Annotated in this window: 12 protein-coding genes; all 12 read right to left on the reverse strand. The window is 68.6% G+C overall.

The annotated features are described in order from the left end of the window. The coding region (locus QSK31_RS41445) for an AMP-binding protein (protein WP_285690361.1) at positions 1-2,224 on the reverse strand (2,224 nt) is incomplete at its 3' end. Positions 2,225-2,367: 143 nt separating this feature from the next. Then, on the reverse strand, positions 2,368-3,165 hold the full coding sequence (locus QSK31_RS41450) for an ABC transporter ATP-binding protein (RefSeq protein WP_285690362.1): 798 nt from the start codon (positions 3,163-3,165) through the stop codon (positions 2,368-2,370). A gap of 86 nt (positions 3,166-3,251) precedes the next feature. After that, the gene (locus tag QSK31_RS41455) at positions 3,252-4,289 is read right to left on the reverse strand and encodes a FecCD family ABC transporter permease (RefSeq protein ID WP_285690364.1); all 1,038 of its coding nucleotides are present in this window, start codon (positions 4,287-4,289) and stop codon (positions 3,252-3,254) included. Positions 4,290-4,357: 68 nt separating this feature from the next. Further along, entirely contained in the window at positions 4,358-5,356 is a 999-nt protein-coding gene (locus tag QSK31_RS41460; RefSeq protein ID WP_285690365.1) for a FecCD family ABC transporter permease, read from the reverse strand. 44 nt (positions 5,357-5,400) lie between these two features. Next, on the reverse strand, positions 5,401-6,387 hold the full coding sequence (locus QSK31_RS41465; RefSeq protein WP_285690366.1) for an ABC transporter substrate-binding protein: 987 nt from the start codon (positions 6,385-6,387) through the stop codon (positions 5,401-5,403). Positions 6,388-6,410: 23 nt separating this feature from the next. Further along, positions 6,411-6,773, reverse strand: coding sequence for a hypothetical protein (locus QSK31_RS41470; RefSeq protein ID WP_285690367.1), 363 nt, complete (start codon positions 6,771-6,773; stop codon positions 6,411-6,413). A gap of 262 nt (positions 6,774-7,035) precedes the next feature. After that, on the reverse strand, positions 7,036-8,148 hold the full coding sequence (locus QSK31_RS41475; protein ID WP_285690368.1) for an acyltransferase family protein: 1,113 nt from the start codon (positions 8,146-8,148) through the stop codon (positions 7,036-7,038). Between the two features lie 71 nt (positions 8,149-8,219). Further along, positions 8,220-9,971 carry a sensor histidine kinase gene (locus QSK31_RS41480; protein WP_285690369.1) on the reverse strand — a complete coding sequence of 584 codons (1,752 nt, stop codon included), beginning with the start codon at positions 9,969-9,971 and terminating at the stop codon, positions 8,220-8,222. After that, on the reverse strand, positions 9,968-10,651 hold the full coding sequence (locus QSK31_RS41485) for a response regulator (RefSeq protein WP_285690370.1): 684 nt from the start codon (positions 10,649-10,651) through the stop codon (positions 9,968-9,970). Before QSK31_RS41485 ends, QSK31_RS41480 begins: the two co-directional genes overlap by 4 nt. A 165-nt stretch (positions 10,652-10,816) precedes the next feature. Next, positions 10,817-11,980, reverse strand: a complete 1,164-nt coding sequence (locus QSK31_RS41490) for a streptophobe family protein (protein WP_285690371.1) — start codon at positions 11,978-11,980, stop codon at positions 10,817-10,819. Further along, on the reverse strand, positions 11,980-12,735 hold the full coding sequence (locus tag QSK31_RS41495) for a DUF2705 family protein (protein ID WP_285690372.1): 756 nt from the start codon (positions 12,733-12,735) through the stop codon (positions 11,980-11,982). The genes QSK31_RS41490 and QSK31_RS41495 overlap by 1 nt, the downstream gene beginning before the upstream one ends. Next, positions 12,732-13,118 carry an ATP-binding cassette domain-containing protein gene (locus tag QSK31_RS41500; RefSeq protein ID WP_502873101.1) on the reverse strand — a complete coding sequence of 129 codons (387 nt, stop codon included), beginning with the start codon at positions 13,116-13,118 and terminating at the stop codon, positions 12,732-12,734. The genes QSK31_RS41495 and QSK31_RS41500 overlap by 4 nt, the downstream gene beginning before the upstream one ends. Positions 13,119-13,140: the final 22 nt, after the last annotated feature.

The following is a 13,140-nucleotide window of genomic DNA, read 5'->3' on the forward strand; positions in this document are numbered from 1 at the left end:
GCACAGCCCGCGGTGCCACCGCACGCATACCATCCGCCGTGCCGGCAGAGAGCGCCTCACCCGAGGACACCCACGACCGGACCGAAACCAACGCCGTAATCGCATCGTCATGACGGACCAGGACATCAGCCAGACTCGGCACCGTCAGCAGATGCGTGACACGACGCCGACCGATCACGCCCAGCAGACCAGCCGGATCCTGCGCAGACTCCGCGACCACGACCACGACACAAGCACCCGCGATCAACGGCCCGAACAACTCGGTCACCGCATCGACGAAACCCACACCACTCTTCGACAACGCCACACTGTCTGATGTGTAACCCAATACCCGATGACCCCAAGCGAGCCGGCTGACGAGAGCCTGATGCGTGACGACCACCCCCTTCGGATTACCCGTCGTCCCCGACGTGAAAATCACCACCGCAACATCAAGACCAGCCAACGGCCGAGACAGAACGGGAACAGCTTCCCGACCAACAGCCAAGTGCTGCTGTATGTCACGGTCATCGATGCGCAGTAGCGGTGCGGCGTGCTGATGTATTCCGGCGATGTGCCGATCGGCGATCACGACACTGGGTGCGGCGTCGTCGAGAATGTCCCTGATGCGTTCTGTGGGATAGCCCGGATCGACCGGCACATAGCCCGCTCCCGCACGCATCACCGCAGTGAGCGCCACCACCAGGTCGACCGAACGCGTCATGACGACCGCGACCCGATCCCCGACCCGCACACCCTGACCGATCAACAGCTGGGCGAGAGCGTTGACCCGCGCATCGAACTGGCGATAGGTGAGTTCGATGCCGTCATCGGCCACAAGCGCGACCGCGTCCGGATCGGCCGCGACCCGACGACGCACCAATGCGTCCACTGTCACCGGCGCAATATCGAGTGTCTCGCCTTGCGCCCATGACGGATCCGGACCATCAGCATCGGGTGTGAATCCGGTGCTCAGTTGATGCAGGGTCCGGATGGGGGAACCGTGAAGGGCGGCGCTGAGGAAACGGCTGAATTGTTCGGCGTGCCGGAGAGGGTCGCCGGTGGTGGAGCCTGTGGACAGCTCCAGCCGGATTCCGGAGCCGGGATCGCGGTAGATCGCAAGGTCGAGCGATCCGACCGGGCCGGTGCTGATCGTTTCAGGGATCGCCTCGATACCGCCCAGGCGCGGCAATGATTCGAAGAGTCTGATGTTGATCGTCGGGAGCGCCAGATAGGACGCTTGACCATCCGGCCACAAACGAGCGATCTGATGATCTTCAACAGTCGTGTGACGCCGGGAAGTCTTCAACTGGTCCGCGACAACCTCGAGAACATCCGCAAAGACGTGATACGGGCTGATCTCGGCGACGACCGGAACAGCTCTCGAAATCGCGCTCGGTGTCTTCAACGACTCACGATCGTCACGCAACATCAGAGGAACCCGGACCGCGACGCGGTCACGACCATCAACCAGAGCCGTGTAGACACCCCACAACGCGATCAGCGAATCAGTCCACGAAACCCGCGCCGCCCGGGCGAACCGCTGAACCTTCGAATAGGTGTCGTCGGCTACCGCGACGACCACCGGCTGACTCGATGATACGAAGACCCCCGACAAGTCCTCCACATGGCTGGTGTTCCCGATCCCGAGGACACTGCTCCAATACGTGACGTCTTCTCTGTCGCTGGATTCGTTGTTCTTGCTGGTGTTTGTGACGTTCTTCAGGGCGCCGAACCAGCGGTCCGGGACCGCATCACCAGCCTGCGCCGCGGAATAAACCTCGGCGACACGACGAATGAAAAGAGAAATGCTGTAACCGTCGACGAGCAGGATATCGGTGACCAGGATCCACGCCCACGTCCCGTTCTCACGACGAATCAGGGTCGAACCTGTCGCCGGCTCCCCCGCAGTAGCCAACGGCCCGGTGAGTTGCTCGCGGGCCAGCACCCGGATCCGATCATCGCCATGTCCCACATCGACGACCTCTGTCGAGAGTGTCATCGCGGTATCGACGTACTGAAAAGGAACACCGTCCTCGTCACCGAAACGCACCCGCAACGCATCGGTCTCCACGAAAACAGAACTCACCGACGACACGAACACCGCCGGATCGACCACACCGTCCAACCAGATCAACTGACCCGCACAAAACACCGAAGACTCAGGAGCAAGCCTCCGAGCCACCCAGTTGCCCCGCTGGCTCGCAGTCAACCCCACACGATCAAAAGCCGTCAACGGAAGCACACCCACTTCTCTTGAGACCAGGTCGAGCCAGCCGAGGCAAGGTTCGCCGCAAGCCTAATGAAGGTTAGGCTAACCTTGCAACGATGCCGCCCATCCCTGCACTGTCGATGCGCTGTCCGGGAGCGCGAGGCAGGTGTGTGCGGTCAGGTCGTTTCGGTTGTGGCTGCCGCTGGTGGGCGTTCACGGCCTAACGGCACGACTGACGGGGTACCGGCGACCGGATCGGGTACGACGAGGCAGCGGAGTCCGAAGACCTCGTGCACGAGGTCGGCGGTCACGATCTCAGCCGGCGGGCCTTCGGCGACGACACGGCCGTCTTTCATGGCGATCAGGTGGGTGGCATAGCGGGCGGCATGGTTCAGGTCGTGCAGCACGGCGACCAGGGTGTGACCGACGTGGTGCAGGTCGGTGAACAGTTCCATCAACTCGATCTGATGGGTGATGTCGAGGAAGGTGGTCGGCTCGTCGAGCAGCATGATGCTCGTGTGCTGCGCGAGCGCCATAGCCACCCACACCCGCTGGCGCTGGCCACCCGACAACTCGTCCACCAGGCGGCCGGACAACTCGGTGACCGCGGTTTGGTCCATCGCCCGCAGTACGGCCTGCTCGTCGGCCTCGGTCCACTGCCGGGTGAACCCCTGATGCGGATACCGGCCCCTGGCCACCAGATCGGCCACGGTGATGCCCTCGGGGGCGATGGAGGTCTGCGGCAGCAGTCCGACCCGCCGCGCCACCTCCTTGGTCTTGAACGAGTTGATGTCGGCGCCGTCGAGAACGACCTGCCCGGCCGACGGTTTCAACAGCCGGGACAGGCCGCGCAGCAGGGTGGACTTGCCGCACGCGTTCGGACCCACGATCACGGTGAACGACTCGTCGGGGATCGCCACTGACAGCTCTCGGGAGATGACGCGTTTGTCGTAGCCGATCGTCGCAGACTCCACGTGAAGTCGTGAGCCGCCCGGGTACGGAGTGGACGCGGGCGCGTCTCCCGCTGCCGCAAGACCGTTGACCGCGCTGGTGTGGGTACTCAAAGGCGTCTCCTTGCCTCGGTGATCAGCAGCCAGCCGAGGTACCCGCCGCCGAGCATGACGGTGATGATGCCGACCGGCAACGGGGTTGGGGCGACGTGCTGGGCGAGGTAGTCCGCCGCCAGACAGAGCAGCGCGCCGGCCAAGGCCGCGGGAGCGAGGGTGATCCCCGCGCTGCGGGTCAACCGCCGTCCGATCTGTGGCGCGAGCAGCGAGATGAACGCGATCGGGCCGGACGCGGCGGTGACTGTCGCCATCAACGCCACCCCCAGCACGATCAGCCCGAGGCGAGTTGCCGAGACCCGCACTCCCTGGGCCGCGGCCGCATCGTCACCCAGCTCCAGTTGCCGCATCGGCCTGCTCCACATCGCCGCCAGCAGCAGGAGCACGGCGATGCAGGCGCCGCCGAAGACGACCTTTGCCGAGGAGACGCCGTTGAGCGACCCGGCCCCCCATGTCGCGGCGGCCATCGCCTGGTCCAGATCGGCTTTGAGGATCAGCCAGGTGTTGAGCGAGCCGAGCATCGCCGAGATGCCGATGCCCACGATGATCAGGCGGAACCCCTGCACCCCTCGCCGGTAGGCGAGCAGGTACACGGCGACGGCCGTCGCGAGTCCGCCGATCAGGGCTCCGCCGACCAACTGCCAGTAGGTTCCGTTGACGAGCAGGATCACGATCAGCGCCCCGGTGTAGGAACCCTGGGAGAACCCGATGACGCCCGGGTCGGCGAGCGGATTGCGCAGCGTCGACTGGAAGACCGCGCCGCTCACCCCCAGCGCGGCGCCGAACACCAGCGCCGCGGCGACGCGGGGCAGCCGCCACTCGACCACGATGTCGTGGACGAGCCCGGTTGTCCCACCGGTCAGCGCGGAGACCACCTGTCCTGGACTGAGCTGGTACGAGCCGGTCATCAGCGCGAGCACAGCCATGCAGGCGACCGCCAGTGCGAGGACCGAGCAGACGATGACCGCGCGCCGCTCGAACCGCACCGCGACCCTCCGACGCCGCAGCACCAGCACCCGCCGCCCGAAGTCCACCCGGCGCGTCCCCGGCGACCAGGCAGTCCGGGAGGAACCAGCGTGCGGACCGCGTCCACTGTGCGTACTCACAGCCCGCTCGCCTTTTTCTGCCGCACCAGCGCGATGAGTACGGGGGCGCCGACGAAGGCGGTGACGATGCCCACGGGGATCTCGCCGGGCCGCATCACGACCCGCCCGAGAATGTCGGAGGCCAGCAGCAGGATCGGGCCCAGCAGCGCGCTGTAGGCGAAGATCCAGCGCTGGTCCGGGCCCACGATCCAGCGCGCGACGTGCGGGACCATCAGTCCGACGAAGCCGATCGGCCCGGCGATCGCGGTGGCGCCGCCGGCGAGCAGCGTCAGCGCGATGATCGCGAGGATCCGGCTGCGTGCCAGCCGGACGCCTTGGGCGACGGCCAGCTCGTCACCGAGGGCCATGGCGTTGAGCGGGCCTGACACCGCGAAGGCCAGGAGGAGCGCGATCGCGAAGAACAGCAGGGTCGGCCACAGCAGGTCGAGCGGGCGGCTCACGATCGAACCGGCATTCCAGGATCGGATCGCGTCGAAGGCGTCCGGGTTGGTCAGCTCGAGCGCCGAACCGGCACCCCTGAACACCGCGCCGACGCAGACCCCGGCGAGAACCATCATCACCGGCGATTGGCCGCGTCGGGTCGATCCGAGGGCGAGCACCACGAGTGTGACGATCAGCGCTCCAGCGAAGGCGAACCACATGTAGCTCTGAATGTCGCGGACGCCGAGCAGCCCCACGGCGACTGTCACCGCGAAGGAGGCGCCCGCGTTCAGTCCGAGGATGTCCGGATCGGCCAGCGGGTTGCGGGTCAGCGCCTGGATCAACGCCCCCGAGACCCCGAGCGCCATGCCCACGACCAGTCCGACGACGGTGCGCGGCAGCCGGAAGTCCCGGATCGCGAACTGATCGATGTCGTTCGACGGGTGGACCAGGGCGTCCCACACCACGGTGGGTGCGATGGCCGTCGATCCGATCATCATGCTCGCCACCAGCAACCCCAGGAGCACTGCGAGCGCGACGATCAGGCCGATCAGACGGCGACGCGGTCCGGACACCGTTCTGGTGCCCGGACCGACGGGTCGTCGCAGTGCGAGGTCCGTCACTTATCGGCGGGGATGGTCGCCAGTGCGGTGTCGAGCGACTCCATGTACCGCAGGACGGCACCGTAGGAGTTGTTGCCGGGGCAGAAGACGCCGAGCGCGTGACCGGACTGCACGGTGGGCAGCGCCTTCCAGGTGTTGGTCTCGACCACCGGCGCGAAGACCGCGGTCGGCTGGCCCTTGGCGTCGGCGGGGTAGGTGATCACGTCGTACTTGGAGAGTTTGGCGATCTGCTCGAAGGGCAAGGCCGTGTAGGCCAGGGGGTCGGCGCCGGCGGCCGCCTTGGGGAAGTTCAAACCGATGTCGTTCTGGGCGATTTCGACGCACCCGATGTCCGCGATGACGTACGTCCCGGGATCGGAGTTCGCGTAGCGGTCGAGATTGACGAACTTGGTGTTCTTGATGGCGTCCGCGTACGTCTGCTTCATCTTGGCGACACGTCCCTCGAAGTCCGCCTTCTGCCGGCCGAGCGCGTCCTTCACGTTGCCGGCCTCCGCGATCGACTCGGCGAGTGCCTTCCACTCGGTGTCGAGACCCCAGAAGACCGTCGGGGCGATCGTCCCGAGTTGCTGCTCGATCTTCTTGAACTCGGCATCGGGAATCTGGACCAGGATGAGGTCCGGCTTGAGGCTGGCGACCTTTTCGAGGTCCACCTCTTGACCGAGCTTCGTGGCTTTCTCGAACGTTGCGCGCTGATCCTCCGGCAACAAGCTGAGTTCGGACTCGGCCACGTCGGTGACGCCCACCGGCTTGCCACCCATGTCGATGAACGGCAGGTCCGTGTTGCCGATCGTGACGACCCGCTGCGGGGCGGCGGGGATCGTGATGTCGCCGTTGCCGCCCTTGACGGTGCGGGTCGCGTCAGCCTTGCCGGCGGCGTTGTCACCACTGTCGTCGGCGCTGCCGCAGGCCGTGAGGACGAGCGCGGCGCTCAGGATCGCGGCGGTCAGGGCCGCGCCGCGCCGTCTCAGGGGTGTCGTGGTCATGGGTATGTTCTTCCTTTTCTTCTTCACTTGGGCACGGGAGATTTGGCACGGGAGGTCAGTGGGCGCCGACGGGTACGAGTTCGTGGACGGTGGTGCTCGGAGGCCGGGCGGGGCTCGAAGACGGATTGCTCGATCACGCCGACCCGCGCTCGCTGCTGCTCGTCAGGGATGGTGGCGGGCAGGTCGCGGCACAGCCAGCCGGCCTGGGCGGGCAGCGCGCAGATCGTCACCCGCAGGTCGTCGTGGACGGCGACAAACTCACGAGCCTGGGCGCCCGCGCCACCGGAGTGGATCACCAGATGCCGACCCCCGGCGAGCAGCTCGGACTCGGCGATCGACACGGCCGGCCAGCGGTGCACCGTGAGACGGCGTGAGGACTTCGGCATGCTGAGAGCGGGCCTTTCCGATCTTCTTCCGGGCTGAGGCCGCACTCCATCGACGCAAGCCTCGGGTCATATTAGGTAACCCTAACCTAAAGTGCCGGCTGTGAACATCGGCGGCCCGCCGCCGGTTCCGGGAGCACGGTCTGCTGCGCCCTGATGAAGTCCCGCAGAATCTCCCGCTGCGACTGCTGCCCAGCATCAGCATCATCGCCTGATGAACCGGATCACCCGAGTCGACTTCGGGCGGAGGAGGATTGACTTTCGCCTACGCGACGCGCTGCCGTGGTCTCCGATCGTCTGATGTCGGCGGTCGGCTCGGGCGGATGGAGCCGGTGGCGATCCAGCGGCGCAGGGCGGGGGCGGCCGGCCGCTCGATCAGGCGGTGGACCAGCCAGGCGGCCACGATCAGGATCGCCACCGCGGCGATGATGAGGGCGGGCACCGGTACGCCGGTGCGGTCGTAGGCGTACCGGATCATGGTGTAACCGATGCGGGGATGCAGCAGATAGAGGGGGTAGGAGATCGCGCCGGCCACGGCCAGCCAGCGCCAACGCCAGCGGTCGGTGACGCCCAGGGCGATGGCCAGCAGCACGATGTACGCCAGGGTGATGATCAGCCACGCGGGCCAGACCGGTACCGGGAAGCCGGGGTTCGCGACGAGCACGCGCTCGCGTACGCGGAAAAGGCTGAGCGCCCAGGCCGCGGCCAGCAGGGCCCACAACGGCCACGCGGGGCCGTGGCGGCGGACGAGGTAGATCGTGATGCCCGCGACGAAGTAGGGGGCGAACTGGGGCATGACCAGCTCGGCGAGTGGCGCCTCGGCCGGGACGAGGACGGAGAGGACCAGCCAGCCGGCGCCGATGGCGATGACCCGGCGGCGGGTGGGGCCGATCAGGACCAGGATGGCGAACAGAGCGTAGAACCGCAGCTCGTACCAGAGGGTCCAGTAGACGGTGTCGACGTATGGCACGTTCAGCGGTTTGGCGAGCATGGTGAGGTTGACGGCGATGTCGGTGGCGGTCAGCCCGTGCGGCAAGGGGACGCCGTCGGTGAGCGGCAGGAAGGTCATGACCGCCGTGGTGATCAGGACGCAGGCCCAGAAGGCGGGGTAGAGCCGGGCGGCGCGGGAGGCGAGGAAGTCGCGCGGGGTCCGATCCCAGCCGCTCATGCAGATGACGAAGCCGCTGATCATGAAGAACGTCTCGACGCCGAGGAAGCCGTAGATCAGCGTCGAGTTCACTTCTTGCGGCAGGTACGCGGTGGTCGGCCGGACACCGTCGACCGACCACGCCATGCCGAGGTGATGGAAGGCCACCGCCAGAGCGCACAGCAGTCGCAGGCCGTCCAGGGCCAGCAGGCGGTTCGTCTTCGCAGCCACGATCGGCCGCCTCCAATGCAGGGGTCATCGCCGCGAGTGGCCGGGCCGCTCACGGTGAGGATGAAGGGATGTCAGGTAGGCAGGCGCAGAGTGAAGGTGCTGCCGTGACCGAGCCGGCTGGTCGCGGTGACGGTGCCGCCGTGGGCCTCGGCGAGTTTGCGGACGATGGCCAGGCCCAGGCCGCTGCCGCCGGTGCTCCGGTTGCGCGACTTGTCGGCGCGCCAGAAGCGGTCGAAGATGTACGGCAAGTCGTCCTCGGCGATGCCTTGGCCGGTGTCGGCGACCTCGATCACCAGGTAGCCGCCGTCGAGCCGCGAGCGGACAGTCACGGTGGCACCGGGCGGTGAGTGCCGGACAGCGTTGGAGAGCAAATTGCCGACTACCTGCCGGATCCGGTTCGGGTCAAGCATGACCTCCGGGTCGCCCGCCGCCTCCACCTCGATCGAGACGCCGTCGGCGCGGCCGGCGTGCGCCGCGGCGACCTGACCGAGCAGTTCGTTGACGTAGACCAGCTCGGGATGCAGGCGGAGCCGGCCGGCGTCGGCGTCGGCCAGGTCGCTGAGATCGCCGATGACGTGCTGCAGCAGCTCGGCCTCGTCGACGAGCAGGTCCAGCAGCTCCGGGCCGGGTTCGGCCACGCCGTCCCGGGCGGCCTGGAGCCAGGCGCGGATGTTGGTCAGCGGGGAGCCGAGCTCGTGGGCGATATCGCTGATCATCGCGCGTCGTTGCCGTTCGACGGTCTCCCGGCGCTCGGAGAGGTCGTTGAATGCGGCAGTGAGCCGGCCGATCTCGTCGCGGCCCCGGACCGGGAGGTCGCTCGCACCGCTCTCGACGGCGTGGGTGAGCGCGCGCAGCGGCCGGGAGATTCGCAGGCCGACCAGCAGAGTGACCGCGAACGCGACGGCCAGGACCAGCCCGGCCACGGTCGCGACCCGCGAGGTGCCGGCCCGGGAGAGGTCGAACACCGTGCCGGCCTGCCGGTCCGGGCCGGCGACATAGAGGTAGGCGGGCGGGGCCACGTACGGCGCGAGCTGTTTCCGGCGGGACTGAATGATGCACTCCTGCGGCTGGCCGGGGTCCAGGCGGGCCTGGCGGGCCGGCTTCCAGGCGAAGCCGGGCAGCACGGTGACCACGGGCTCGGCTGCGGCTCCCACCAGGCACGCGTTGGTGAGCGCGGTCAGCTGGGCCAGGGCCGCACGTTCGGTGTCGGTGACCACGTCGGCGCCGGACTTCCGATAGCAGTCGGCCAGTTGCGCGGAGACCAGGTCGGCACTGGTGAACAGTGGCGCCAACGTCGGCCGGCCCGCGGTGAAGGTGCCGGCCCCGGCGGCTATGCCCTGCTCGGTCATGCACTCCTCAGCGCGGATAAACCGGCCGGACAGCATGCGGTGCTCGGCGGCGGTCAAGCGGTACGGACCGAACGCCCGCTTGTAGATACCGTTGGCGTCCGACTCGTCGGAGGCGAGGAATCCCTCGACCTGGAGAGGGTTGACCAGCGCCGACCGCCGGGCCGGAAGGTCTGGCCGCTTCCCCTCGGAACTGGCCAGGAAGGTGCCGTCCTCACCGGTGAGCGTGATCTGCCGGCCGGTCAGCCCGCTCAGCTCGGCCAGCATCGGCTGCGCACCGGACCACGTGGTGTGCTCGGCGGCGTACTCGAGCACTGCCTCATAGATCCGGGCGTCGTACGCGATGCCCTGGCCCAGTTCCTGCCGCAGTTGCGACGTGGTGCTGTTCACCACCAGCCACGTGGTGGCCAGCACGGCACAGAGCATCACCAGCAGTGACATGGCCAGCAGGCGCCCGACCAGGCTCTGGGACCTCACAGCGACCCGTCCGTGAGCTTGTATCCGATGCCGTACACGGTCAGCAGGTACGAAGGCCGCCGCGGATCCGGCTCGATCTTGCGGCGCAGCTTCACGACATGCATGTCGACGGTCCGGTCGGTCGCAGAGACCTCGAACCCCCGGGTCTTCTCCAGCAGCTGCGCCCGGGTGAACACCCGGTCCGGGGCGGCGGCCATCGCGGCCAGGATCTCGAACTCGCTGGGCGTGCAGTCGACCCGGCGCCCACCGACGGTCACATGATGGCCGGGTACGTCGACCGCGACCTCCCCCACCCGCAGCGGGGCGTCCGACGTCCATTCGTTGCGGCGCAGCATCGTCCGGATCCGCGCCATCAGCTCCCGCGGGTTGTACGGCTTCATCAGGTAGTCGTCCGCGCCGGCCTCGAGCCCGAGGATCAGATCGTCCTCGTCGCGCCGGGCGGTCAGCATCAGCACCGGCACGATGCTCTCCCGGCGCAGCGCGCGGCAGACCTCGATCCCGTCCGGCCCCGGCATCATCACATCGAGCACCAGCAGCTCCGGCCGGGACCGGAGAACCAGCTCGATCGCGCTCCGGCCGTCGTGCACGACCGACGCCCGGTAGCCGGCCGCCCGGAGGTAACGCCGGACCACCTCGGCCTGCCGGACGTCGTCCTCGGCGACCACCACATGCGCGCTCATGGCATGGACTATAGGAATGCCCGGCGGCCTGACTTGCGAACACTGACATTGCCGAGACAATTGAACCGCAGAGTCAGGCCACCATGCGTGGCCAGGCGGTCCTCGCGGCGCGGCCGGCGAGCACGCCGTCGACCACCAGCGACCGCTGCGCCTATTCCCTGGCAATCATGGTCGCCGGCCCACGGAGGTCCGGCGCCGGACGGCGTCGACCAGGAGGCTTCCGGCGAAGCCGGCGGCGGCACCGGCGCCGAGCCCGGCCACCAGCGCCTCCCACGGGTTCGCCGTCAGCCGCACGTCCAGGACCGGGACGGCGATGACGACCACCCGGACGCCCAGCTCGACCGAGATCCGCGACAGCAGCGTCAGAAGGGCCAGCACAGCAGCCATCATCGGTGCGAGCCGCACGGCGAGGCCAGCCGCCCGGCGCAACGGGCCGCCGGCTCGATCCCGACCGGTATGAGCTGCCACGGTGACGCCACAGGCCAGCAGCGCGACACCGGACAGGACCGTCAGCGCGACGCCTTCGGGAGGCGACCAGCCGCCGTCCAGCGCGCAGGAGAGGACGCCGTCTGCGTGCATCGCCCAGGGCACGCCGAGCCCGAGCAGCAACGCGCCGCCCGCCGCGAGCGGCAGGGCGAGCAACGCACCGCCGGCCGCGGCGGGGCCGCCGAGCGCCCATGCCGCCAGCACGCACACCGCAGCCGTCCCGCAGACCGGCCACCGCGCCGCGCGCAGCGTGTCCGCGACGGCCGGGAACCGGGCGGCCAGCCAGCACAGCCCGACGACGGCCAGCGCCCAACCCGCCGCGCCGACCGTAGCGGGGCCGACGGCCACGGAAAAACCGGCCTGCAGCGTGTCGACCGAGCCGACAGCGCGGAGCGGCGTGCTTGCACCCGCCGAACACGCGCCTGCCCCGCCGACTACTGCCCGGGCGCTGCCGGACGGCAGTGTCACCGATCCGCGGGCTGCCACCGCCACGGCGCAAAGACCGGCCGTGAAGGCGACCGCCGCCGACGAGCCGCGTACCAGCAGCCCGGACCGGCCACGGCGGAGTAACAAGGCGCCAAGTACGAGTGCCCCCACCAGGGACACGCCCAGGGGCATCACCTGGATCTGGCCCTGCACGCCGATCGGAAGGCCGCCGGCCGGGGCTGCGCCGATGTCGGCCGGGCCGCCGGCCGCCATCGCGACGACGCCTGCGGTCAGGCGATCAAGCCCGCCTCCCCGGCCGCCGTTCAGCAGGAGCAGGCCAGCCGCCGCGGTGCCGGCCATGGCGAGCAGCGCGGCGGCCGCCGCGGCCGGCCCCTCGTAGACATCCCGGGCCGCCATCACACGTCACGGCGCCGCAGGACCACGAACGCGGCGGCCAGCACCACCAGGATCGCGAGGCACATGCCGGCCAGGTTCCACCACGGGTGCGGGAAGCCCGGGTCCGGGACGGTCCGAAGGGCGGCCGCCCCGCCGAGCGTCGGCCAGACGACGAACAGATGACTCATCCAGGACGGGAAGGCGCCGGCCAGGGCGGGCACCAGGATAACGATGCCTACCAGGGCGACGATCGCGCCCGCAGTGGTCCGGATGATCGTCGCGAGCCCGACAGCCAGCACCGCGATCAGGGCGAGGTAGAGACCGCCGGCGAACACGGCGCGCAGCACGCCGGGATCTCCGAGCCCCGCATTCGGCACACCGTTGCCGGCGAGCAGCGACTGTCCGATCAGGAACGCGGCGAACATCAGCACCTGTCCGGCCACCGCGGCGACGGCCACAGCGATCACCACCTTGGCCGCCAGTACGCGGTGCCGCCGGGGCGTGGCGGTCAATGTCGTCCGGATCAGGCCGGTGGCGAACTCCGAGGTCACTACCATGATGGCGAGCACCCCGACAATCAGCTGGGCGACCTTGAACGTGGTCAGGCTGTACGCCGTCGGATCCCACGCGCCGACGTCGTCCGCATACGCCCTCTGGGCGGTGTTCGAGGACAGCAGGGTGATCCCCAGGCTGATGACGAAGAGACCGGCCAGCGTGTACCAGGTGGAGCGCAGGCTACGGAGTTTGATCCACTCGGCCACGAGCACGCGGTTCATGCGGCCACCCCCTGGTACTCGATGCTGTCCCTGGTCCGGGCGAGCACCTCGCCGACTCGACGGCGGGGCAGGCCGTTGCTCGCCGCGAGCGCCAAAAGATGGTCATACGCCTTCCGGCCACCGTGCACCGCACCGGCGTCGAGCAGCGTGCCCACCTCGGTGAACGGCACCGGAAAGTCGGCGTAACGGCGGCCGGCGACGGTGACCGTACCTCGATCCGGCGCCGCCAACCCGACAATCATGCGCATCGTGGTGGTCTTTCCCGCACCGTTCGGCCCGAGAAAACCGGTGACCTGCCCAGCCTCAACGCTGAACGACAGATCGTCCACCACGATGTCGGGCCCGTACCGCTTGGTCAATCCGCTTACGTCAATCGCTCCCATGGCGACGATGGTCGCGGACCAG

The sequence above is a fragment of the Actinoplanes sp. NBRC 103695 genome, assembly GCF_030269485.1.
GTDB lineage: Bacteria > Actinomycetota > Actinomycetes > Mycobacteriales > Micromonosporaceae > Actinoplanes.